A 22223-nucleotide genomic window follows, 5' to 3' on the forward strand; every position below is an offset into this window, starting at 1 on the left:
AAAGGAGGAGCTGTATGGAAAACGAATTCGAACATCGCTTGATTCCGCTTGCCTCGATCAAGAGCGGAAAAGAAACGACTGTCTCTCCGACTGTGCATGGTTATCTTGATAAAATCGTCAATGTTTTTTTCATTGAAAACCCAGATAAAAAGGAATGGGTGTTGGTCGATGCCGGTGTGCCTGATACTGCGGATAATATCAAAAAAGCGGCCGCCGAGCTGTTCGGTGAAGGAGCCAAACCGGTATGTATCATCCTCACGCACGGTCACTTCGATCATGTCGGCAGTATCGTCGAACTTGTGAAAGAATGGGATGTGCCTGTTTATGCACATGAACTTGAATTGCCTTATCTGACAGGACAGCAGAATTACCCTGAAGCTGACACAAATGCTGGCGGCGGTTTGATCACGAAGATATCCAAGACATTCCCGAACGCAGGAATCGATTTGAGTCAGCACGTCCGACTCATTCCGCTCGACCACCAAATACCGCATCTGCCCGGTTGGGAGTGGATCCATACACCCGGACATACCCCGGGTCATATCAGCTTATTTCATCCGGAAGATAAGGTTTTGATTGCTGGCGACGCCTTTACAACAGTACAGCAGGAGTCCTTGCACAAAGTATTGACGCAGCAGAAGGAATTCAACGGTCCTCCCCGCTACTTCACCATGGATGAACCAGAAGCCTTCCGCTCCATCCGCAAGCTGCAGGAACTTCACCCGCAAGCTGCAGGCACTGGTCATGGAATGCCCGCATTTTTTGAGGAGCTGGAACAAGGACTGCAGAAATTAGCAGAAACTAGCAAATAATAATCACAATCAGTCCAATTCTTGATGAATTGGACTTTTCCTATTGTCCTTCGTTACCTGAATACGGGAATATGTGGAAATCACTTTATGCTATACTTTTAGTTGAGGATAGCCTTATTTTTTGGGGGGGAGTATAAATATGATTGAAGCAGCTCAAATATATTGGGATGATTATTGGAAAGATCAAGATAAAGAGAAACCGAAATCCGTCACCGCTTGGCAATTCGGTGCTGATCCGGATCAATTGGCTCAATTAGTGATCGAAGGTACAAAAACAGCAACTTGTTCAGGATTGGTTTTTTATGAGATGGAAAATGAGGCTCTTCCTGCGGTTGGTGATTATAGCATTGTCTTGGACAGCAAGGACGAACCAACCGCAATCATCAAAACAGTGGATGTCACGATCATGCCTATGAATGAGGTTCCCGAGGAATTCGCCATTGCAGAAGGCGAAGGAGATCGAACGTATCAATATTGGAAAGATGTGCATGTCGACTTCTTCACCAAAGAACTGCACGCATTGGGCATGGAATATACAGAAGATATGATGCTGGTGTGTGAACGATTTGAATTGGTGGATGTCAAAAACAAATAAAAATGCTTGGGATATCCCAAGCATTTTTTAATTTATACCAAGGAGATTAAACTCTCTCTCCAACTTGTGGTTTGTTTTTTAATTTTGGTACCGTTTTGCGGATTGTCATCTGACGGAAATCCTGCTCCAGTTCTTCCAATGTACGATCTTTCGTTTCCGGCAGGAATTTCTGGATAAAGAGAATGGCTCCGATACCGAGTACCACAAAGATCAAGAAAGTACTGGACAAACCGATTGCACTAAGCAATACAGGGAATGTCAAACTGATGGTGAAGTTCGTCATCCAGTGGAAGAACACGGCAATCCCCATTCCCATCCCGCGCAGCCTTGAAGGGAAAATTTCCGCTAACATCAGCCATGTGACCGGTGAAACAGCGCCCTGCTGGAAGGCTAGGAATGTGACAGTCAAAGTAAGTACCATGTACGGCAGGGCTGTCGTTCCTTCAAAGAAGCTAGAGACGAAGGTTAAGAGCAATAGCGCACTTGTTGTTCCGATAAACCCTACCGTCAGCATTTTCCTGCGCCCTACTCTTCCCAAGAGCCAGATACCAACGAACGTAGCAAGCACCGAAATGATACCATTTGCAATATTACCAATCAATGCTGCTTGTGTACCGAACCCTGATTGACTTAAGATTTCCGTTCCATAATACATAATGGAGTTCACACCGGTTATCTGCTGGATGACTCCGATACCAAGTCCGATGAAAACAATCTTCCTTATCCACGGCGTGGCCAGATCTTTGAATGAAGCCTTATCCAATTTTTCTTCTTTTTCCACCGTTTTGCGTATTTCCGTCATTTCCTGTTTAGCCTGATTTTTGTGGCGGATTTTTGAAAGTATCTGGAATGCCGTCTTCAGCATCCCTTGCTGTGCAAGCCATCTCGGGCTCTCCGGCATGACCAGCATTCCGAACCAAAGGACGATGGCAGGCAAGGTTGCAATGACGAGCATATAACGCCAGATATGCCCCGTATCACCGAAAAGACTGCCGAGTGCTGCATTGGAAGAATAAGCAAGCAGCTGACCGGTTACGATCATCAATTCATTCTGCGTGACCATCCGTCCGCGCTTTGCAGCCGGTGACATCTCTGCGAGGTAAGCTGGTACCGTTACGCTGGCACCACCAACCGCAAGGCCAAGTAGCACGCGGAAGACTACCATCATTTCCGTATTCGGTGCGAATGAACAGCCTAGTGTAGCAATAAAGAATAAGACAGCAAGATACATTATGATACGGCGACGACCTATTTTATCAGCAAGCTTCCCGCCGAATACAGCTCCAAATGCCGCTCCGAGCAACAAAGAGCTAGCCACGACACCTTCTGTGAGCGGTGTCAGGTTCAACTGATCCGGCTGCCCCATGAATGGCAATGCACCGTTGATGACGCCTGTATCATAACCAAACAATAATCCTCCGAAAGTGGATATGATGGCAATCCATCTCAGTCTCCGCTTCGAAGTTGTTCCATCATCCTCAATCTGTGGGATCTGCTCATTTCCAGCCTTATGTTTGTCCATATTATTCTCCTCCATTTACGCTTTTGACTGCTGCTGAACAACGCATCCACCCTTTTTCCTTATGTATGGGCTGATATGATGTATATACCCCATGTTTTATCAGAATAATCACTTTTGTTATATTACAACTTCGGAACAGATGCACAGTTGTACCACAGTGAGCATGATAACAAGCATTTTAAGGAACTTTAGCGGTATGATAATTTCTTTCTGAATAGAAAAATCCCCTCCTGTATGCCAGGAAGGGATAGATTCGTTTACACTCTTTCACGTAATTCTGTTTTTTTATTTAGCTTTGGGACTGTTTTGCGAGTCGTATTATTACGGAAATCTTGTTCCAGCTCTTCCAGAGTACGGTCTTTTGTTTCAGGAAGGAATTTCTGGATAAAGATAATCGCACTGATACCCAAAATAACAAAGATAAGGAATGTGCTGGATAGCCCGATTGCACTAAGCAGGACCGGGAATGTCAGGCTGACTGTAAAGTTCGTCATCCAATGGAAGAAAATCGCAATTCCCATACCCATACCGCGAATACGGGATGGGAAAATCTCTGACAGCATCAACCATGTAACAGGTGACACCGCTCCTTGCTGAAATGCCAGGAATGTCACTGTCAAGCTCAGCACGATATATGGCAGTGCTGCAGAACCATCAAAGAACATCGTTGCAAGCGTCAGCAATAGCAATGCCGTCGTCGTACCGATGAAACCGACTGTCAGCATCCGTCTGCGTCTCACTCTGCCCAATAGCCAGATACCAAAAATAGTAGCTGCAACGGAAATGATACCATTGGCAATGTTACCGATAAGAGCGGCATTTCTGCCGAATCCGGCGTCTTTCAGGATTTCGGTACCATAATACATGATGGAGTTGACACCAGTTATTTGCTGGATGACGCCGATACCCAAACCAATAAGGACAATTCTCCTGATCCAAGGAATGGTTAAATCTTTGAACGAAGCTTTATCCAGCTTCTTTTCTTTTTCGACTGTTTTCTTGATTTGTTCCATTTCCTGTTTCGCACGATTTTTACGGCGAATCTGTGAAAGGATCTGGAATGCCGTCTTCAGCATGCCTTGCTGTGCAAGCCAGCGCGGACTCTCCGGCATAACGAGCATCCCGAACCATAGTACAAGTGCTGGTATTGTTGCAATAGCCAGCATATAACGCCAGATATGACCAGCATCACCGAACATGTTTCCAAGGAATGCATTGGAAGAATACGCAAGCAGCTGACCGGTAACGATCATCAAATCATTCATCGTTACCATTTTCCCGCGAGTTTCAGTCGGGGAAACTTCCGCCAAGTAAGCAGGTACAGTTACAGAAGCACCACCGACAGCCAGTCCAAGCAGAACTCGGAAGATAACCATCGTCTCGACGTTCGGCGCAAAAGAACAACCTAAAGTAGCTAAAAAGAATAATACTGCTAAACATAATATCACGCGACGCCGGCCGATTTTATCTGCGAGCTTACCACCGGAAACAGCACCGAACGCTGCACCAAGAAGCAAGGAACTTGCTACCATACCTTCCGTAAAAGGCGTCAGATTCAATTGATCCTCTTGCCCCATGAAAGGTAAAGCACCATTTATAACACCTGTATCATAACCGAATAACAATCCACCGAAGGTAGAAATGATTGCAATCAATCTCAGTCTTCGCTTCGAACTTCGACCATCATCCTCTGTATGGGGGACATGACCCTGTCCATTAGCTTGTTTGTCCATCTTTTTCTCTCCTCCATTTTTTGCACATCGTTTGTCGTCCAAACAATGTTATTACCCTTTTCATTTATGTAGGGTTGGTAGGAGTTATATACCCGGATTTTATCAAGATAATCATATTTATTGTATTACAATCTCAATTTCGGCATAACAACAGCGATGCAGTGCGTTTTTTCCTTGTTACAGCTTTTTGTTTACAATGACTGTTCCAATGTCTTATCGTTTGAATTCCGTGACTATATTACCATCATAATATAAAAATATTTCTATGTGTGAGAATAGTAGTCTCCGAAAGCTGACACCGGTCAGCCCTTATTCAGCTTTCGCATGAGCCGGAATGCTGCTTCTTTCTTCCTATTGATGTTAGAATGATCCATTCAGTCCATCAAAAATTCACCAAACAAAAAACCTTCCTTTCGTTTATATAACGAAAAGGAAGGTTAACTATAATTATCAGCAATTCTCAGGCGTACCAGCATTCGTCGCTGTCTTGAACGATGAACCGCATCCGCAGCTGACGATGGCGTTCGGATTATCGATGGTGAACCCGCCGCCCATCATATTTTGTTTGAAGTCGATCGTGGTGCCTTCGATGACCGGGATATCCATGGAGCGGATGATGACCGGGATGTCGTTGGTCACTTCGAATGTATCCAAATCCGCGTTCTTTTCATATTCAAAGCCCAGGCTGTAGGAAAGCCCGCTGCAGCCGCCACCTTTGACGCCAAAGCGCAGGAAGACAGTTTCTGCATCTTCTTCTTTCAGCATTTCCTTGATCTGAAGGCTGGCACTGTCCGTGATATTCAAAACCATTCAGGTTACCTCCCATTCTAATCTTATTATCAGTATACGCTCCTATAAGCGGATGCTCAAGCTTCTTGCTCCCAGTGGAAAATTCCGGATACTGTTTTTTCGGCTGCACCGCGCATCCATACAGAGCCATCTTTTTCCCAGCGGATGAACAAGTCCCCGCCGCTCAAGTGGACCGTCACTTCTTCTCCGTATGGGGATTTTCCGTTCAAGATAGCTGCAACAACTGCTGCACAAGCACCGGTACCGCATGCCTGCGTCACGCCGGAACCGCGTTCCCAGACACGGAAGTGCATCTCTTTATCGGAAAGCATCTCAATGAACTCGACGTTCACACCTTCCGGGAAGCGCGAATCATTGGTGATGGCTGGTCCTTGTGTGTAAAGCGGCGCATCATCGATGTTATCGACAAAGAATACCGCATGCGGGTTGCCCATGCTCACCGCTGTTACGGAAAGCTGTTCGTCACCTGCTTGGAAATCTTCCGCTACCACTGTTGCTGCAGGCGCACCTTGCATCGGAATCCGTTCACGCTCCAATATCGGCGCTCCCATGTCGACTGTCACTTCGTGTACATGCTGCTTTGAACCATGCACTTGCGCTTCCACTTGCCCAGCTTTTGTCTGGATTGTGAAAGTATCGTTTTCCACCAACCCATTTTCATAAGCATATTTGGCAACACAGCGCAGACCGTTACCGCAATTCATCGCTTCCGAACCATCAAGGTTGAAAATCCGCATGCCGACATCACATGACTCACTAGGATGAATGAGAATCAAGCCGTCGGAGCCGATTCCGGTATCCCTATCCGCCACAGCAATCGCAAGCGGAGCCAACTGTTCTTCAGCCAGCTGAAATTGGAACAAATCCACAAAAATGTAGCTATTCTTCAAGCCATGCAATTTTACAAAAGGTATGTCCATTGTCTATTCTCCTCTACTATGAAAAAAGCCATGGCCTGCGGAATGCAGACGCACGGCCAATTAAAATAACGGATTTTCTTCGATGAACTTGTAAACATTCGCAACAAGTTCATCAGGTGTCTCGGCTGTCACCGGTTCGCCGTTGACGAGTGCGAACATATGCTGTGCACAAATGCCGCAAAAGCTGGTGCAGCCATATTCTATCACATCAAGACCTGGGTCGCTGTCGAGCTTCTCGAAAGCTTCCTGCGAACCGGAGGCTAGATTATTCACACAAAATTCGATGATCGGATTCATCCCGCTCACTCCTATTCTAGGATGTAACACTATCAAGTGATAATCCTACCATAATGCGGGATGTCAGTACAACTAGGCTGACTTTTCGACTGCTTTCGCGACCGCTTTGAGTGAGATGATCCCTTCTCCAGCAATTTCTTCATCGACAAGCACCACCGGATAAAAGAGATCGTCTTCTATCACTTTGGCAGCGAACTGTACGTGCTTATCATCCGCTGGCGGTTCATGGATGTCGATATATTCGAAGTGGAATTGCTTGTTCTCGAACTTCCTTGCAAGTGCAGCCTGGAGCCATTCATATGTATCCTTGGAACTTGGCGCATTCACGCAGCTCGCGCAAATGATGTCCGCACCATACACGGTGATTTTCGTTGTCATCCCGCTCCACCCTCTCTTATTCTGTTAGTTTCAGTTTACCGCAACCCATACATTGTTGGAATATATTTTTTAATTGATAAAATTTCTCAGTTAGCCAGCGTGGATTTTTTTTAGGAAAGGATTTATAATGAATATATAATCGTAAGGGGGATAATGGATGATGGAAAACCAAGTACAAGAAGTATTGAATAAATTACGTCCATTCTTGCTGCGTGATGGCGGCGACGTCGAGCTTGTCGATGTTGATGAAGGTATCGTTCGCCTGCGTCTTATGGGAGCATGCGGTAACTGCCCAAGCTCTACGATCACATTGAAAGCAGGGATTGAACGTGCCTTGATGGCAGAAGTTCCTGGCGTGCGTGAGATCGAGCAAGTTTTCTAATAGAAACAACAGACCCACAGAGAAGTGCTGCTTCTCTGTGGGTTTTTTCTATCCACTACTTTACTGGAAACTATCTGCTTACTTAAGTAAAAGCGAAAAGCAGCAAAAACATAAAAACCACAGAAATCGATATTTCTGTGGTTCCACTTATGCTTCGACAGCCAATTCTTCCGTACAACTCCCATTGGCAGCACAAGAAAGCAAAAGCCATTCAAAGTCAGGATACATATTCTGATAATGTGCATGTACTGCCTCCGCATGTGCTTCATCTATTACAGCAATCATCGTCGGACCCGCTCCGCTCAAATAGACGCCGTATGCTGCCTTTTTCAAGGAGTCTGCGATTTCTCCATAATGCGGAATCATTGCTTGTCTGTATGGCTGATGAAAAAGATCCTTTGACATCATCTCTCCGAGCAGCTTCCAGTTTTGCTGCAGCAGGGCAGCTACGGCAACATTTGCGATTCCGCTAGCCTTTACAGCATCTTTATACATAAGCTGCTCTGGAAGAACGGCCCGGGCATCTGCAGTTGCGAGCTCGAACGGCGGAATGACTGCCAGGAATCGTACATCTTTGATCAGCGTTTGCACATAATGCACCTTGTCATCGTAATAGCCGATGACACATCCGCCTAAAATGGATGGTGCAGCGTTATCCGGATGCCCTTCCAAACTGACAGCGATGTCCAATTTTTCTTCATTGCTTAACTGAAGGGCCAGAAGGCAATCCGCCAGCTCGATTCCGGCCACTAGGGCAGTTGCACTGCTGCCGAGTCCTCTTGCCAGCGGGATATTGCTGTTCATTCGGACGGTACAGGCTGGCAGTTTTTTAAATCCGCAGCGTCTTGCCACATGCTGCGCCGTTTGATAGATCAGATTATCTTCACCTGCTGGCAGACCTTGTACGGCTTCTGACATCGGGATGAATTCCCATTTTGATCCTGCTTGCACTTCCAGCTCCAGATACAAATCCAAAGCGATGCCGATCGAATCAAAACCTGGTCCGATATTAGCCGTACTTGCCGGTACGCTTATATGCCAGCGTTTCATTACATTCGCCCCTTGATAGCTTCTGCAATCACCGTTTCTTCGTTCGGAAGCACTACCGGCTTGATTGTGCTGTATTCAATCGCTGTATTCGGATCCTTCAGTCCGTTTCCTGTCAGCACACTGACAACTGTCGAGCCTTTTGGTACATCACCTTGCTCCAATGCCTTCAGCAGTCCGGCAAAAGAAGCACAGGAACCCGGCTCGGCGAAAATACCTTCTTCACGCGCGATCCGTTGATAAGCGGCGATGATTTGCTCATCTGTCACTTCATCGATCGTTCCGCCTGATTCATCCCTTGCATCTGTCGCCTTTTGCCAGCTTGCCGGATTTCCGATGCGGATGGCGGTACCGACTGTCTCAGGGTTCTCGAACACGCGGTCATGTACGATCGGTGCTGCCCCGCTTGCCTGGTATCCTTTCAAGACTGGCAGGCTGAACCCTTTTTCCTGTTCATATTCTTTGAACCCTTTCCAATAAGCACTTATATTGCCTGCATTCCCGACAGGAATGAATAGATAATCCGGTGCTTGTCCCAATTGTTCGCACAGCTCGAAGGCTGCTGTCTTCTGTCCTTCGAGACGATAGGGATTTACGGAATTGACAAGCGCCACCGGCTCGGTCTCGCTTACATTCCGCACCACATGCAATGCATCATCGAAATTGCCTGCAATGGAAAAGATTTCAGCTCCGTACATGACAGCCTGCGCAAGCTTTCCTTGGGCGATTTTTCCCTCAGGAATGACAACGAAGCAGCGCATGCCGGCGCGTGCCGCATAGGCAGCTGCTGATGCGGATGTGTTTCCTGTCGACGCACAGATCACTGCTTTGGCTCCTGCTTCTTTTGCCTTGGCAATCGCCATCACCATACCGCGGTCCTTGAAACTTCCCGTCGGGTTCGCCCCTTCGATCTTGGCATAAGCTTCGATTCCGTATTCTGCAGATAGCTTTTCCAGCTTCACTAACGGTGTATTTCCTTCACCCAAACTCAAGGCAGGTGTTTCCTCGGAAATCGGTAAATGATTCTTATACGCTTTTAATAGTCCATTCCATACCATCCTGCTCAATCCTCTCCGTCTACACGATAACAGCTGATGACACGTTTCACGACGTCCAATTTTTCCAGCTGCATGATGCTGTTTTCGATTTGCTGCTTGCTGTGTTTATGCGTCACCATGACGACTTCCGCTGTCTTTGACTTGCTATGGGGCAGCTGAAGGATTTTTGCAAACGAGACATTTTGACCTGCAAAAACATTCGTGACAGCGTGAAACGCGCCTGTCTGATCCTCTGCTTCCACTCTGACGAAATATTTGGCATGCTTTTGTGTATCGTCTTTCAAAGCTGTCTTATATTGCGGCTGCACATAAGCTTTTCCGCTTACGCCGAGTCGGATGTTCTTGACAACATCCATCAGATCGGATACAACCGCTGTCGCTGTCGGCAGCCCGCCTGCACCAGGTCCATAGAACATCGTCTCCCCGACTGCCTGCCCGTACACATAAACGGCATTGTATTCGTTCTTCACTTGTGCCAGCGGATGTGCTTCCGGCAGCAAAGTAGGCTCGACGCTCACTTCGACTTTGCCATCATCCATGGCAGCTATTCCGATCAGCTTCACGATATAGCCAAGTTTTCCGGCAAATTCGATATCCTGCTGGCTGATGGACGTAATACCGGAAACTTGGACATCGCTGTATGCGACCGGCATCTTGAAAGCCAAATTTGCCAGCAATGTCATTTTGCGGGCCGCATCCAAGCCTTCTACATCAGCTGTTGGATCTGCTTCGGCAAACCCAAGCTCCTGCGCTTCCTTGAGCACCGTATCAAATGATAGTTTTTCATCGGTCATCTTCGTGAGGATGAAGTTCGTCGTCCCGTTTACGATCCCCATCACTTTTTGGATCTTATCTGAAGCGAGACCGTCACTGAGCGAACGAAGTATCGGAATTCCTCCGGCGACGCTGGCCTCGTAATAAATATCGGTATCATATTCCTGTGACAGTGCAAAAAGTTTATGTCCATGCTCTGCCATCAAGTCCTTATTTGCTGTCACGATATGCTTGCGATTTCGGATGCTGCGCTCCAGAACCTGGTACGTGCTCTCCAAGCCGCCCATCACTTCCACAACTATATCAATTGCCGGGTTATCGGTGATTTCCGCTGAATCGGTCGTCAATAAGTCACTGTTGATGTAGGCACGCTTTTTATCTTTATTTTTGACGAGTACCTTCACCACTTCCACTTCACAGCCGAGCTTGTAACGGATCTGCTCCTGATGTTCTTGTAAAATCTGCACTACCCCGCTGCCGACTGTACCTAAGCCGCATAAACCGATTTGTATCTTTTGTTTCATTTCACCCAGCCCCCTGTCCGCCTGTAATAAACAATTGTTTTTCTATAAAGGACATTATAACGCTATGAATCTACTATCGCAACCAACTTTACAAAAAATTTTCCAATATCGGTATCTCGAGTGTCTGCGCATCCACCTGCATGTGACCAAATAAACCTGCCAGCCGCTGCTCATAAACACTTTGCCCAAAAATAAGTTTCTCGTATTGTTTGCCTGCTGTACCTGTCAATCCTTTCTCCATCTGATCAAATAAATGAAGCGGCATGATCAACCTGGCATACAGCAGCCTCATGCCAAAGACAGATAGAGGACGTGCCTGCATATACGACTGCAGAAATTCTCCTGTATCCTTCCTTTCTTCCTGACAAAAAGCAGCTCTTGTATACTCCGCCAGATCGCGTGCAGGATGATCATAAATCAAGCCATGGGGCAGCACGTATGTATCTGCCAGTTCCGATTGATATTTCATGAATACCGTCGTAGGCTGATCGTATTCTGTGAACCGAAATTCCTGGCTTGAATCATTCAAATATTGGATTGCCAGCTCCGTCCTGCCGATCACATAATAAAACGTGTCCAGAAATATTCGCTCCTCATGCACAAGCGGCCGTTTCTGATAAAGATCGGCATATAGCTTTTCCGCCTGTGATAAACGAACAGTCCATAAATCCGACCATTTTCCGTAACTTGATAAAGTATCCGGCGCAAAAGGGCAGGCAGCACCAAGCTGATGGAATGCAGCCAATTCCGCACCGTGTGAAGTGAGCTTTCGCTGATATGGGGGCGGCATCTCAGCGACCAGATACGCTGTGTTTTCATAAACGGTCAATATTTGTCCTTCGGTTGTGAGCATTGGCTGTGCGAGACGCGGAAAACCCGCTTCCTGCATATATGCGGTTATGGCAGCGAGTTCATAATAGCTGTCTTGATCTGTCCTGGCTGGTATAATGACATATAATCGATCATTTGTCTGATAAGCGTGATAGTTCCGATAAGATACCGGCTTACCGGTGAAACCGGGTATATACTGCTGCATAAGCTGCAACACGGGCAAACACCTCCTGCTTCATTTTATGAGGATACCGGTAAAATCATGTTCAAGAGCTGACGGTTGACGCATAGAATGGATGGGTATACTTCTTACAGAACCATACATAGGGAAAGTGAAGTGATGTTATGACAGCTGAATTGGAGAAAAAAGCGCGGGAATGGCTGATTGAACGAGGTGTGCAAGTTGAGGATATTGCAGAGTTGGTCCATTTCCTGCAAGAAAAATATTATCCAGGTCTGACGATGGACCGTTGTATTTATAACGTCGAGCGGGTGCTCTCCAAACGTGAGGTGCAAAACGCCATCCTTACCGGTATCCAGCTTGATGTACTGACCGAACAGGGAAAATTGGAGCAGCCTTTGCAGGATAATCTGGCCAGGGATGAAAGCCTCTATGGAATCGACGAAGTGATCGCTCTTTCGATCATCAATTTATACGGCTCCATCGGTTTTACCAATTATGGCTACATCGATAAGCAAAAACCAGGAATACTGGCAAAGCTGAATGACAAAAGCAGCGGGGAATGCCATACTTTCCTCGATGATATCGTCGGTGCCATCGCTGCTGCCGCTGCCAGCAGGCTGGCGCACAGCCAAAATGATGAAGACAATATCGATGGATGAACAAAAGGAGCAGCTTATAAAGGCTGCTTCTTTTTTCATAGGAAAGAGTAGCAATAAGATGCAGCTCGAATATAGTGTAAATGTCTATTACATGAGGAGGGAATCTCTTGGAAAATACATCTGCCAGCTTTCCAAATCACTTGGCATGGCATGAAACACTTGAGCTGCATGAACTTGTTGCTTCCCAGGCTGTCGCATTGATGAAGCTTAAACAGTTCATTGGAAATGTCAACGATGGAGAACTTCGCACAATATATGAACAGACAATTCAAGGTCTGGAAAATAATCTTAATGAATTACTTCAGTTTTTCCCCTACGCACCCAGCTCGCAGGATGCAGCAGACACCAGGGTGAGTACTGCTTTCTACGCTGGTGATTTACTTATTTTCGCTAAGACATCCGTTCGGAACTATTCCATTGCAATCACGGAAACGGCAACACCAGCACTTCGGGAAGTATTAAGGAAACAATTACAGCTGGCAATAGATACCCATGCAAGGATATTTGATTTCATGTACAGAAGAGGTCTTTATCCTGCCTACAATTTTGAACGTTTGCTGCAAAATGATATCCAGAATGCCAATAGGGCCCTGCAAATGGGCTACTGATTGTAATCAATTTTTGAAGTTTTTTTTACCGAACTGACTTTGCATTCAAAAGAAATAGGAGCAGCCCCAAGCGGGTACTGCTCCTATTTGATTTCCCATTCATCCAATGAATCGATTGTATATGTCGGTTTCGGCTCCAGTAAAGGCAGCTCTTCCCGTTTCGTAAAACCAGTACAAACCATCAGCGTATCCATTCCTGCCCTGATTCCTGCTGTGATATCTGTCAAGTAATTGTCCCCTACCATGAGCACTTGTTGCTTCTCCAGATCCAAAAGCTTCCTTGCTTGCTCCATCATGATATTCTCTGGCTTCCCGATGAAGGTAGGCTCAATTCCCGTACTAACAGAGATGACAGCAGTAAGTGATCCGTTCCCCGGCATCAAACCAGCTTCAGTCGGAAGTGCACGGTCACTGTTTGTGGAAAGGAATGTTGCCCCTGCACGGACAAGCAGACATGCCTTCGCCAGTTTTTCATAAGTGATCGATGTATCAAGACCTATCACGACATAATCGCAGTCTTCTTCCGCCACCGTAAGTTCTTCTTTTGCCAAAGCATCGAAAAGACCTTCTTCACCGATGGCATATACCCGAGCTTTTGGATTGTGCTCGCGAATATAGGCTGCTGTCGCCATGCTCGTCGTAAATACATCCTCCGGCTTGGCATCGATATCCATTTGCCGCAGCTTGGCTGCCACCTGCTCCTGGGTGCGAGTGGAATTATTCGTCACATAAAGATGCTTCTTCCCAGCATCTTTCAAGCTGCGGATGAAACCTGGTGCTGCTTCGATTCGTTCTTGCCCAAGATACATCGTCCCATCCAGATCGATCAAATATCCTTCATATGCTTTCATTTTCACTGCTCCTTGCAAAAGCGGATGCTGTCCGCGTTTCGTTCACCAAGTAAGCTCTGACCCATTCCACATACTTACCAATCAATGCATGATGTTTGTCCATCATTTCGTTGAGCTTTTGGTGATCCACATGCAAATAATCACCCGTAAGCATTTTGCGCAAACTGATGATTTCCTTGAAGGCAGGTGCTGTATCTGCTGCTATCACTTGCTCATCGGCAAGGATATCGATTATATCATCATAGCTTCCCGGGTCGCGCATGATGAATCCATCGATCACACTATTACCTGTATCGAGGATAGCTTCGATCAACAGCTGCGCTCTGCGTTCAGCCGCCAGATCACTGGAAAACCCGTCTGCTGAAGACAGCTGTGCAGCAAGCAGTTTCTCCATATATGTAAGAATATCTTCGATTTTTTGTTTATCCACAAAATACATCGTGATTGCCCCTCTCTTGCCCTTATTTTGCCGGAATCTTTTTCACAACAAAATAAGCGCAGCCAAAATTGCAATACTCATACAAATACTCTTCCAATGTACTGATTTTCGTATCAAAGGTAGCTTTAGGATTATTGTCGTCAAAAAAACCTTTCAGACGCAGCTGTTCATATCCCCAGTCGCCGACAATGTAATCATACTTCGTCAAGATTTCGCTGTAGCGATTCTGGAATGCCTGTTCCTGAAAAGCCCCTTTTATATCTTGGACGACTTCATAATGTTTGCCTTGCACTGTTGTTTTCACCATCTATCGACTCCCCTATCATGCTTCTAGTGTAGCATATTTCTTATATATTTTCGCTTCACTTCTTTCTGTTTGGCAATTGCGGCTCATGAAATACCGATCATTGTACAAACTAACGTTAAACGTGTAAAGAAAGGTGAGCAGCATATGAAAAAGATACACATTGCCATACTGCTGATCCTTCTGTTTGCAAGCTTCCCTTCCAATGTTTCAGCCAAAGGTGAAGATAAAAAAGATGAAGCAAAACAGGAGCGCATGGCACTATACAAAAAAACAGCCGCAGCAACAGGCCTTCCCTGGTATTATTTAGCTGCGATCGATCAGTATGAGCATAATCTACCTTCCCAATCCAAAGAAGAGAAACTGGTCGCGATTGAAATATCTGATGAAAAATGGTTTGGTGCTGCCCAGCATGGGGAAAAGGCGGACGAATCGTCCATTACCTGGTTTCACGGCTTAGGACGTGATGGGAACGGAGATGAACTAGCCGACCCTGATGATCCCGAGGACGTTCTTTACACGATCGCATCATTCATCCAGAAAACCGGGACGACAAAAAACGATATCAAAATTGCCTTATGGCATTATTATGAGCGAGACCTCACCGTCCAGACCATCATGAATACCGCCAAGCTGTATGAGCAGTTTGATACGATTCAATTGGATAAGCGTTCTTTCCCGCTGCCGCTTCATCATAATTACAGCTACCGGAACACCTGGGGCGATGCACGCGGCTTCGGTGGCAGAAGAATCCATGAAGGCACGGATATTTTCGCCAATTACGGCGTGCCTGTTTATGCGACAACATATGGCGTCATCGAACTGCAAGGCTGGAATCTTTATGGCGGCTGGCGTGTCGGCCTCCGGGACAGCAATAATATTTATCACTACTATGCCCATTTGAACGGATTTGAAAAAGGCGTATCCGTCGGAGATGTCGTAAAACCCGGCGATGTCATCGGTTATGTCGGGGCGAGCGGATACGGTCCTCCCGGCACATCAGGTAAATTCCCGCCACATTTGCATTATGGTATGTACAAAGATAATGGAAGGTCGGAATTTTCCTTTGATCCATATCCGTACCTGCGGATATGGGAACAAAAATCCAAGCAGCAAAAAAAGGAAGGCTGAATTCATTCGCCTTCCTTTTGCATTGGTATGGAGAAAGATGGAGATGAACCAGTTCCGCCGCCATTATAAAACTCCGGCACCTGCCCTTGGATGACGGTGCTGCCTAGCAGCACATCCTGTGTCACTGTCGTCGTTTTGGTCGAAAATGGGATGATGATCCGGACATTTGCTTTGATCTCGACCATGAAGACAAACATCGCATTATTGATGCCGTACTCCTCCACTTTGACATCGACACCGGATTCCACATATCCGATCATTTCAAATTTCACTGGAATCCTTGGACCGAGATTGGCAAGCAAAGCATTGTTGGTTGCTTGACCGAGCGGTATATCGACCACAGTCGGGTCTTCTTCCAACTTTTCCTGGATGATATCCGCGGCCGCTTCCTCCGCCAGCTGCTCCTGGCTGACTGCCGGCATCTCACCGTCTTCCATCAGCCGCAAGTAATTTTGCACGCGAAAAGTCACTTTTCTGAGCACCTCGTTGACGGTCGCAGCATCCCAGCTGGCATGTGTGACATTCCCATTGCCATCTTTCTCGACTTGCACGAACGCATTCAAGTCCAAATCTGCTTCCTTCTCCGCCTGCACAGCTTGATTGATCGCCTGTTTGGCAAATTGCTCTGTCTTTGTTTCGGCTATCGCCATCAGAGTCGGCTCCAGGCCCTTATTCACCAGCCAAAGACTTAAAGAGATGAACAGCATGAAAAGCAATATGCTCATCAGGAGCACATGCCGAAAGGAAGGTGGTGCTTTAGAAGCTCTCCGCTGCCATGGACGCATAAAAAAACCCCCTCGACCAAGCTTATGCTTGGTCATGGGAGCTTAGAATGAACTAGTCCTTCTCAGCGGATGTCGAGCAGGCAACAACGGTGATATTCAAATGCTCATACAAATCCACTTCGTATGGTTCAGGTTCCGTTCCATCTTCCTCTTGCAGAATCCGGATGATCGGACGGGTATTGATATCTTCATTCTGCCGGATGACGATGCCCGTTCGCCCATCGCTCAGACGCACTGTCAATCCGGTCGGATATATGGCCACGCTCCGTTTGAAAGCTTCGACCATTTCCATATCGAACTGATCGCCGGCCCCTGCAAACAGAATTTCCAGCCCTTCATGTGGCAGCATGGCATCGCGATAAACACGATTGCTTGTCACCGCATCGAATACATCGGCTATGCCGATGATCTTGGCATACAGGTGAATATCCGAGCCGCTTATCCCCCGCGGATATCCGGAGCCGTTGATCCGTTCATGATGCTGATAGGCACAATGCGCAATCACAAGCGGGATGTTGTTCATTTTGCGCAAGTAGTGAAAACCTTTCGTTGTGTGCTCCTTGATTTTCCCGAACTCTTCATCCGTCAGTTTACCTGTCTTTTGAAGTATCTCCTGCGGTACAAACATTTTGCCCACATCATGCAAAATGGCCCCGAACCCAATCTCCTCCACCACTGAAACCGGAAGACGCATTTCATTTGCGATCGCCATTGCATATAGCGCTACATTGACCGAATGGGAAAATATATAATCATCATAGATCAGCATATCGGACAGGATTGTCAGTGTCTGGCGTTTCGGACGCAAATTGCTGACCATTTCCTGAATGGAACTGGTGATTTTGTCTGTCATCTTGTCTGTCAAATACCGGCCATTGTCACTCTTTTTGATTTCCTGAAAGGACTTATGAATGACTTGCATCGCCTGTAGCCGTTCTTCATTGGAAGTGGAGAATTCGATCTCGATGTCCTCCAGCCTGTTATCCCGGATATAGACATAGGTATAACGTAATTGCTGCAGGCGCTCGATAATACCAGCTGTCAATTCCACATCCCGCTGGATCAGAATACTGCCTTTATCATTATATACAGGCTGAGCGAGCTTACTGCCGGGCTTTACCGATTTTGTCGAAACTAATCTCATTGCCGTACCCCTTATCTTCTCCAACATTCCATTCTGATAAAATAGTACCAGAAAAGAGGCAAACAATCCAGATTATAACGCAAGCTTCGACATTTTTTTCAAGTCAATAGCAATAAAGCATCCTTTCCCGTCATTCCCGCCTTCCAGCCATATGCTAAAGAAGCATCCGTCACTTTCTCAAGCGGGGCCGAAAGCAGCTGCTGGATCGTCTTGACACCTACCGCCCTTCCGGAAATGATATTCCGATCAGCCAGTTTTTCGTTAAGTAAATCCACATCAAGTGCACCGCACATAATATAGCCGACATCGTTCGACACAACCAATAATGTTGTCTTCGGCAATTTGACCGTCACAGCTGTAAAAGGCTTGCCATCCAGGAACATGGGTTCGACTGTCATCATTATAAAAAACACCTCCGCTATATCCTATGAAGGAGAAACGAAGGTGTTTGCTCATTTTTCGATTTCTTTGAATGTCTGCAAAAGTAAATCACGCAGCATTTCCGGCATGAAGTATTTCTTGCTCTTTGCCTGTTTGATACAAGGAAGCAAATCGCCGAATGTGAATGTATCTGCCATTGCGGTCAAATATTGTTCATCCCTCTGCAGCGGTTCCCCGTGGATCATCAGGTTGACAGCCCTTGGTTTTGCCTTTGTGCCAGCAAGATCGAATGTCAGCCCACTGTAAACCATCTTTCCGATCACTTTCCCCCGGAATCCGAAACCTTTAAGCTGGAAGCTGACAAAATCCGGCTGCAGTGCTGCATCCACGATTTGCTGCAGCTCTTCCCCTGTCAACGGAACGGTGGCAGGATTGATCGGATGCGGACAGATACGGTGGATATCCATATATGATATAGCCCCTTCCGGAAAGCTATCCAGCAGCACCCCTGCATTGAGGAAAGCAAGATCTGCACTGGTCCACCGACGCAAATAATCGGTCAGACGGTCCATTACCCGGGAATCCTCATAGGGAGCTGACGGCATGGGATCCGGAAGGACGACAGCCGGGCGGTGCATTGCTTTTACGGCATTTTCCGAATATAGCGCAACCAGCTCCGCCGTGCCCGGATCATCATCCAATCCCGCCACAGGAATGGCCATGGCGCGCTTGTCAACGATACACTTTTGTTCGTGGTCCCAGATGATCTCCACTTCACCAAAATAGAAACCTTGCTTGCCAGCGGTCGTTATCAGACATTGATTCACATATTCTCCTTCATGAAGAAGATGATGCGTATGTCCGCCGATGATCACATCGATGTCCGGAAAGGCAGCTGCAATGTCCCGATCTGCATAAATCCCAAGGTGGGAAAGCAAGACAACCACATCACATGCCTCCCGAAGCTGGCCGAGTTCCCGTCTCAGCACATCGATCGGATCCTCGATATCCCAGCCGATCAGACTGTAAAAATCAGGGAAAGGCGCTGTCAGACCAATCATACCGACCTTCAATCCGCCAGACGTTTCGGAGATCCATGATGATTCCAGCCAGCTCGGATCATCATTTTCCTGCGCGTGGAGATTAGCGACAGCAACCCGGAATTCCGCTTCATCGTACAAGTGATACAAATCATCATGATCAAGCGTGATACCTTCATTATTTCCGATTGTGGCAAAGTCGAAGCCAGCTTCATTCAGCAAGCTTACATTCGCTTTGCCGCGGAATGCTTCTGCAATCGGACGGGAGCGATCGACATGATCGCCAATATCAATCAGCCAGCACGTTTCCCCGCTATCGGTCACTTCTTGTTTATTCTGTTTAAAATAGCCGGCAATCTTCGGCCAATTCTCAAAATGGCTATGCAAATCATTTGTGTAGTTGATAGTCAGCTTTTCCTGCATCCTTTTCTACTCCTTTATTACGACAACCCATCCCAAATCAGACGGACAGCAACTAATACGAGCATGATACGCAATATCCAGACAAGTGTTTTTCCATTCAGGAGCTGACCGACTCTCGCTCCGATGATACCGCCCAGAATGGCTCCCGGAATGAACGCCCATACATAACTCCATTCCACATGTCCAAGCGAAATATGCGTAACAGCACTGATGAGGCTGAGAAAGAAAATCGTGAACATACTGGTGGCGACTGCAATCTGCGCAGGAAAGCCGAATAATAGTATCATTGCCGGCACCATGAAGCTGCCGCCGCCAATACCGAACATACCGGACAATAGTCCGACAAACAAAGACAGCACAAACGCCACCATGAAATGGAAGCTATATGTATAAGTCGCCCCTTCAAGCTCTTTTTTTATGATGATGCCTTTAGGATTCACCACTTCTTTTTCTTTCCGTTTCACAAAGAACATGAAAAATACAATCAAAACAAGTATTCCGAAATAAAGGGAAAAACCATCTCCCGATACATAACGATTCAGGAGCGAACCGATGATGGCTCCCGGTACTCCTCCTGCCAAGAAGATGAAACCGCTTTTGTAATCCACACGATTGCTCTTCATATATGTCAGTGTCGACGAAACAGAAGCAAAAATCATAAAGATAACCGACACACCGACAATCGCCTGCGGTGTAGCCCAGCTGAAATCATCCCAGAATGCACTGAGAATGAGCAGCGACGGTACGAGGATGATTCCTCCTCCCAAACCTACCAGGCTGCCAAGTGCTGCTGCAAGCAGCCCTATTAGTAAACTTACGGCAAAAACCATCGTTATCCCTTCCATCTTTTATGTAGAATATATAAAAATAGTATGACTGTGTACCGCAGTCATACCATTATAACAGAATTTATTTGTATTTGACCGAGCCGCCGTTCACAGGGAATTCAGCACCATTTACATACGCTGCTTTGTCTGAAGCAAGGAAGACGATCACATTGGCAATCTCTTCTGGTTTTCCGATTTCGCCGCGCGGAATCTGACGGACTTCCTTCGCGAAATAGCTGACAGCCTCTTCACCCGGCTTGTCGAACATATCACTGAGCATATCGACCATACCGCCCGGCTTATTCCACATCGTCGTCCGAGTCGGGCCAGGAGATACGACATTCACCCGGATATCGCCGCCGAATTCGTCAGCCAAAGCTTGTGTAAGATTGAGGACCGCTGCTTTGCTGCCGCTGTAATCGATCGCGAACGAATCCGGCACGTGGCCGCTTTCGGACGCTACATTGACGATGCTTGCACCCGGCTGTTTTTTCAGCTCCGGAATTGCTGCTTTCGTCAATGCCACAACCGCAAACACATTCGTTTCGAACGTTTCTTTCCAGATATCCATCGACACATCCATGAAGCTCTGCTTATAAGTAGCCACACCCGCCACGTTGGCAAGGATGTCCAATTTCCCGAATTGGGTCACTGCTTTGTCGACGACCTTCTCAGCAGCCCCATCTTCGGTTAGGTCAATCGCCATTGGCACAAAAGAATCATGATGGATAAGTTCCCCCATATCATCCGTTTTTAAGCTGACACCGACCACTTTAACGCCCTCATCCAGCAATGCCTGTGCCGTAGCATAACCGATGCCGTCATTTGCACCTGTCACGATGGCAACTTTATCTTGTAATTGATAACTCATGGAACACATCTCCTTTTTGTTTGCACATAAAAAAGAAGTTCCCATACCGAAAGAGTGCGAAACATAATCTGCTCAAATCATTCCAATGCTTCCCTTACCTCTTCACGATACTTTTCAGATAAAGTAGGGGTGAGCGAAGATAGATAATTCGGATGCATCCGCTCGACATTGGCAGCCAATTCTTTCGTTTCTTCATTATGCATATAATGTTTTCCATCCGAAAGAACGAATCCTTCGGGTAAATCACCATATTTCTCATTATATGCGTTATATAATTCAATGAAATTCACTGTTGCTTCCGATTCAGCTACATCGTACATATCCGTGCTATCATTCTCCAACTTTCCCCCTGCTTCTGATACAAGTGCGTTGTACACTTCTTTGCTATCTTGCTTTAGTTCTTCCGGCACTCCCTCTGTCCTTATTTTATCCGGGTATTTCCCAATCAAGTCAGAAGGCAATTCCTCTTCACTTTTTATTTTCAACAATTCCTTGAATGCTGCCCGCGCTTCCCGGTAATCTTCTTGATATGATCTATCCAAAGAGTCGTCATCCAGTTCGGCACCATACGGATTCTCATCATCCTGTGTAGCCAATGCAGCAGCCGCACGTACAAATCCCCGTTCGAAATCGGTTAAATGATGGGTATCTCCATCTTTCGTCTCAAATGATCCTATATAGTATTTATCCTGAAAAGCTTCCACCTTACCATATTCTTCTTCTGTCCAATATCTGTCACGGCCATTCACTTCTTCCTCCCTGATATCTTCCCCCAGCAATAAAATCTCGTCTGCGTCCGCACCAATTTCTTCATGCAGCATATCATTCTCCACTGCTTTCGCGGAAGTCAGGCTGCATCCTGTCAAAACCAAAAGTAACATAACTAAAACCAA

The 22223-nt window shown here is 46.5% G+C and carries 26 protein-coding genes; 6 read left to right on the forward strand and 20 right to left on the reverse strand.

The window, feature by feature from the left end:
• The first annotated feature begins 14 nt into the window (after positions 1-14).
• Together SFC66_RS00215 and SFC66_RS00220 are read left to right on the forward strand one after the other, a co-directional pair.
• On the forward strand, positions 15-812 hold the full coding sequence (locus tag SFC66_RS00215) for an MBL fold metallo-hydrolase (protein WP_411216695.1): 798 nt from the start codon (positions 15-17) through the stop codon (positions 810-812).
• A 139-nt stretch (positions 813-951) separates the two neighbouring features.
• Positions 952-1407, forward strand: a complete 456-nt coding sequence (locus tag SFC66_RS00220) for an ASCH domain-containing protein (protein WP_411216696.1) — start codon at positions 952-954, stop codon at positions 1405-1407.
• 46 nt (positions 1408-1453) lie between these two features.
• On the opposite strand, the gene SFC66_RS00225 is transcribed toward SFC66_RS00220, so the two are convergent.
• From SFC66_RS00225 to SFC66_RS00250, 6 genes are all read right to left on the reverse strand, one after another.
• Entirely contained in the window at positions 1454-2929 is a 1476-nt protein-coding gene (locus tag SFC66_RS00225; protein ID WP_411216697.1) for a sugar porter family MFS transporter, read from the reverse strand.
• A gap of 257 nt (positions 2930-3186) precedes the next feature.
• Positions 3187-4662 carry a sugar porter family MFS transporter gene (locus tag SFC66_RS00230; protein ID WP_411216698.1) on the reverse strand — a complete coding sequence of 492 codons (1476 nt, stop codon included), beginning with the start codon at positions 4660-4662 and terminating at the stop codon, positions 3187-3189.
• A gap of 450 nt (positions 4663-5112) precedes the next feature.
• The gene (locus SFC66_RS00235; protein WP_411216699.1) at positions 5113-5472 is read right to left on the reverse strand and encodes a HesB/IscA family protein; all 360 of its coding nucleotides are present in this window, start codon (positions 5470-5472) and stop codon (positions 5113-5115) included.
• Between the two features lie 56 nt (positions 5473-5528).
• The gene (dapF, locus tag SFC66_RS00240) at positions 5529-6392 is read right to left on the reverse strand and encodes a diaminopimelate epimerase (protein WP_411216700.1); all 864 of its coding nucleotides are present in this window, start codon (positions 6390-6392) and stop codon (positions 5529-5531) included.
• Positions 6393-6452: 60 nt separating this feature from the next.
• On the reverse strand, positions 6453-6689 hold the full coding sequence (locus SFC66_RS00245; RefSeq protein ID WP_411216701.1) for a YuzB family protein: 237 nt from the start codon (positions 6687-6689) through the stop codon (positions 6453-6455).
• A 72-nt stretch (positions 6690-6761) separates the two neighbouring features.
• Complete coding sequence (locus SFC66_RS00250; RefSeq protein WP_411216702.1) at positions 6762-7067, reverse strand: YuzD family protein; 306 nt, start codon at positions 7065-7067, stop codon at positions 6762-6764.
• Between the two features lie 157 nt (positions 7068-7224).
• Here SFC66_RS00250 and SFC66_RS00255 point away from each other — a divergent pair, with 157 nt between their 5' ends.
• Entirely contained in the window at positions 7225-7449 is a 225-nt protein-coding gene (locus tag SFC66_RS00255) for a NifU family protein (protein ID WP_038564952.1), read from the forward strand.
• 147 nt (positions 7450-7596) lie between these two features.
• Here the strand turns inward: SFC66_RS00255 and thrB are convergent, their stop codons facing one another.
• The 4 genes from thrB to SFC66_RS00275 form a co-directional block, all read right to left on the reverse strand.
• Complete coding sequence (gene thrB, locus SFC66_RS00260; RefSeq protein ID WP_411216703.1) at positions 7597-8499, reverse strand: homoserine kinase; 903 nt, start codon at positions 8497-8499, stop codon at positions 7597-7599.
• Positions 8499-9554 (reverse strand): threonine synthase, encoded by a 1056-nt coding sequence (gene thrC / locus SFC66_RS00265; protein ID WP_411216704.1) that lies wholly within the window; start codon positions 9552-9554, stop codon positions 8499-8501. Before thrC ends, thrB begins: the two co-directional genes overlap by 1 nt.
• Positions 9555-9559: 5 nt before the next feature.
• Positions 9560-10852 carry a homoserine dehydrogenase gene (locus SFC66_RS00270; RefSeq protein WP_411216705.1) on the reverse strand — a complete coding sequence of 431 codons (1293 nt, stop codon included), beginning with the start codon at positions 10850-10852 and terminating at the stop codon, positions 9560-9562.
• An 88-nt stretch (positions 10853-10940) separates the two neighbouring features.
• On the reverse strand, positions 10941-11900 hold the full coding sequence (locus SFC66_RS00275) for a protein kinase family protein (RefSeq protein WP_411216706.1): 960 nt from the start codon (positions 11898-11900) through the stop codon (positions 10941-10943).
• Positions 11901-12028: 128 nt separating this feature from the next.
• On the opposite strand from SFC66_RS00275, the gene SFC66_RS00280 reads away from it, so the two are divergent.
• On the forward strand, positions 12029-12526 hold the full coding sequence (locus tag SFC66_RS00280; protein WP_411216707.1) for a phosphatidylglycerophosphatase A family protein: 498 nt from the start codon (positions 12029-12031) through the stop codon (positions 12524-12526).
• Positions 12527-12633: 107 nt separating this feature from the next.
• Positions 12634-13134: a spore coat protein gene (locus tag SFC66_RS00285; RefSeq protein ID WP_411216708.1), complete on the forward strand. Its 501-nt coding sequence runs from the start codon at positions 12634-12636 to the stop codon at positions 13132-13134.
• Positions 13135-13217: 83 nt separating this feature from the next.
• Here SFC66_RS00285 and SFC66_RS00290 read toward each other — a convergent pair whose 3' ends face one another.
• From SFC66_RS00290 to SFC66_RS00300, 3 genes are read right to left on the reverse strand one after another with little or no spacing between them, the layout of a single operon-like run.
• Positions 13218-13985 carry a TIGR01457 family HAD-type hydrolase gene (locus SFC66_RS00290; RefSeq protein WP_411216709.1) on the reverse strand — a complete coding sequence of 256 codons (768 nt, stop codon included), beginning with the start codon at positions 13983-13985 and terminating at the stop codon, positions 13218-13220.
• Complete coding sequence (locus SFC66_RS00295) at positions 13972-14424, reverse strand: DUF86 domain-containing protein (protein WP_411216710.1); 453 nt, start codon at positions 14422-14424, stop codon at positions 13972-13974. The genes SFC66_RS00290 and SFC66_RS00295 overlap by 14 nt, the downstream gene beginning before the upstream one ends.
• Before the next feature lie 22 nt (positions 14425-14446).
• Positions 14447-14731: a YutD family protein gene (locus tag SFC66_RS00300; RefSeq protein ID WP_411216711.1), complete on the reverse strand. Its 285-nt coding sequence runs from the start codon at positions 14729-14731 to the stop codon at positions 14447-14449.
• 144 nt (positions 14732-14875) lie between these two features.
• On the opposite strand from SFC66_RS00300, the gene SFC66_RS00305 reads away from it, so the two are divergent.
• Entirely contained in the window at positions 14876-15859 is a 984-nt protein-coding gene (locus SFC66_RS00305) for a M23 family metallopeptidase (protein ID WP_411216712.1), read from the forward strand.
• A gap of 2 nt (positions 15860-15861) precedes the next feature.
• Here SFC66_RS00305 and yunB read toward each other — a convergent pair whose 3' ends face one another.
• From yunB to SFC66_RS00340, 7 genes are all read right to left on the reverse strand, one after another.
• A complete protein-coding gene (yunB, locus tag SFC66_RS00310) occupies positions 15862-16644 on the reverse strand; it encodes a sporulation protein YunB (protein WP_411216713.1) in 783 nt (260 codons plus the stop codon).
• A 52-nt stretch (positions 16645-16696) separates the two neighbouring features.
• Complete coding sequence (locus SFC66_RS00315) at positions 16697-17788, reverse strand: HD-GYP domain-containing protein (protein ID WP_411216714.1); 1092 nt, start codon at positions 17786-17788, stop codon at positions 16697-16699.
• Positions 17789-17886: 98 nt separating this feature from the next.
• Positions 17887-18189, reverse strand: coding sequence for a YunC family protein (locus SFC66_RS00320; RefSeq protein ID WP_411216715.1), 303 nt, complete (start codon positions 18187-18189; stop codon positions 17887-17889).
• A gap of 51 nt (positions 18190-18240) precedes the next feature.
• The gene (locus tag SFC66_RS00325; protein WP_411216716.1) at positions 18241-19632 is read right to left on the reverse strand and encodes a bifunctional metallophosphatase/5'-nucleotidase; all 1392 of its coding nucleotides are present in this window, start codon (positions 19630-19632) and stop codon (positions 18241-18243) included.
• A 17-nt stretch (positions 19633-19649) separates the two neighbouring features.
• Positions 19650-20462 (reverse strand): sulfite exporter TauE/SafE family protein, encoded by an 813-nt coding sequence (locus tag SFC66_RS00330; RefSeq protein ID WP_411216717.1) that lies wholly within the window; start codon positions 20460-20462, stop codon positions 19650-19652.
• A 79-nt stretch (positions 20463-20541) separates the two neighbouring features.
• Positions 20542-21330 carry an SDR family NAD(P)-dependent oxidoreductase gene (locus SFC66_RS00335; protein WP_411216718.1) on the reverse strand — a complete coding sequence of 263 codons (789 nt, stop codon included), beginning with the start codon at positions 21328-21330 and terminating at the stop codon, positions 20542-20544.
• A gap of 77 nt (positions 21331-21407) precedes the next feature.
• Entirely contained in the window at positions 21408-22151 is a 744-nt protein-coding gene (locus SFC66_RS00340; protein ID WP_411216719.1) for a hypothetical protein, read from the reverse strand.
• Positions 22152-22223 lie beyond the last annotated feature (72 nt).

This window comes from Terribacillus saccharophilus, from assembly GCF_046592895.1.
Lineage (GTDB): Bacteria > Bacillota > Bacilli > Bacillales > Amphibacillaceae > Terribacillus > Terribacillus saccharophilus_D.

Excerpts from the sequence above, each read along its gene's own strand:
- SFC66_RS00215 (WP_411216695.1), top strand. The coding sequence starts at position 15 with ATGGAAAACGAATTCGAACATCGCTTGATTCCGCTTGCCTCGATCAAG.
- SFC66_RS00220 (WP_411216696.1), top strand. The coding sequence starts at position 952 with ATGATTGAAGCAGCTCAAATATATTGGGATGATTATTGGAAAGATCAA.
- SFC66_RS00225 (WP_411216697.1), bottom strand. The coding sequence starts at position 2,929 with ATGGACAAACATAAGGCTGGAAATGAGCAGATCCCACAGATTGAGGAT.
- SFC66_RS00230 (WP_411216698.1), bottom strand. The coding sequence starts at position 4,662 with ATGGACAAACAAGCTAATGGACAGGGTCATGTCCCCCATACAGAGGAT.
- SFC66_RS00235 (WP_411216699.1), bottom strand. The coding sequence starts at position 5,472 with ATGGTTTTGAATATCACGGACAGTGCCAGCCTTCAGATCAAGGAAATG.
- dapF (WP_411216700.1), bottom strand. The coding sequence starts at position 6,392 with ATGGACATACCTTTTGTAAAATTGCATGGCTTGAAGAATAGCTACATT.
- SFC66_RS00245 (WP_411216701.1), bottom strand. The coding sequence starts at position 6,689 with ATGAATCCGATCATCGAATTTTGTGTGAATAATCTAGCCTCCGGTTCG.
- SFC66_RS00250 (WP_411216702.1), bottom strand. The coding sequence starts at position 7,067 with ATGACAACGAAAATCACCGTGTATGGTGCGGACATCATTTGCGCGAGC.
- SFC66_RS00255 (WP_038564952.1), top strand. The coding sequence starts at position 7,225 with ATGATGGAAAACCAAGTACAAGAAGTATTGAATAAATTACGTCCATTC.
- thrB (WP_411216703.1), bottom strand. The coding sequence starts at position 8,499 with ATGAAACGCTGGCATATAAGCGTACCGGCAAGTACGGCTAATATCGGA.
- thrC (WP_411216704.1), bottom strand. The coding sequence starts at position 9,554 with ATGGTATGGAATGGACTATTAAAAGCGTATAAGAATCATTTACCGATT.
- SFC66_RS00270 (WP_411216705.1), bottom strand. The coding sequence starts at position 10,852 with ATGAAACAAAAGATACAAATCGGTTTATGCGGCTTAGGTACAGTCGGC.
- SFC66_RS00280 (WP_411216707.1), top strand. The coding sequence starts at position 12,029 with ATGACAGCTGAATTGGAGAAAAAAGCGCGGGAATGGCTGATTGAACGA.
- SFC66_RS00290 (WP_411216709.1), bottom strand. The coding sequence starts at position 13,985 with ATGAAAGCATATGAAGGATATTTGATCGATCTGGATGGGACGATGTAT.
- SFC66_RS00295 (WP_411216710.1), bottom strand. The coding sequence starts at position 14,424 with ATGTATTTTGTGGATAAACAAAAAATCGAAGATATTCTTACATATATG.
- SFC66_RS00300 (WP_411216711.1), bottom strand. The coding sequence starts at position 14,731 with ATGGTGAAAACAACAGTGCAAGGCAAACATTATGAAGTCGTCCAAGAT.
- SFC66_RS00305 (WP_411216712.1), top strand. The coding sequence starts at position 14,876 with ATGAAAAAGATACACATTGCCATACTGCTGATCCTTCTGTTTGCAAGC.
- yunB (WP_411216713.1), bottom strand. The coding sequence starts at position 16,644 with ATGCGTCCATGGCAGCGGAGAGCTTCTAAAGCACCACCTTCCTTTCGG.
- SFC66_RS00315 (WP_411216714.1), bottom strand. The coding sequence starts at position 17,788 with ATGAGATTAGTTTCGACAAAATCGGTAAAGCCCGGCAGTAAGCTCGCT.
- SFC66_RS00320 (WP_411216715.1), bottom strand. The coding sequence starts at position 18,189 with ATGATGACAGTCGAACCCATGTTCCTGGATGGCAAGCCTTTTACAGCT.
- SFC66_RS00325 (WP_411216716.1), bottom strand. The coding sequence starts at position 19,632 with ATGCAGGAAAAGCTGACTATCAACTACACAAATGATTTGCATAGCCAT.
- SFC66_RS00330 (WP_411216717.1), bottom strand. The coding sequence starts at position 20,462 with ATGGTTTTTGCCGTAAGTTTACTAATAGGGCTGCTTGCAGCAGCACTT.
- SFC66_RS00335 (WP_411216718.1), bottom strand. The coding sequence starts at position 21,330 with ATGAGTTATCAATTACAAGATAAAGTTGCCATCGTGACAGGTGCAAAT.
- SFC66_RS00340 (WP_411216719.1), bottom strand. The coding sequence starts at position 22,151 with ATGCTGCATGAAGAAATTGGTGCGGACGCAGACGAGATTTTATTGCTG.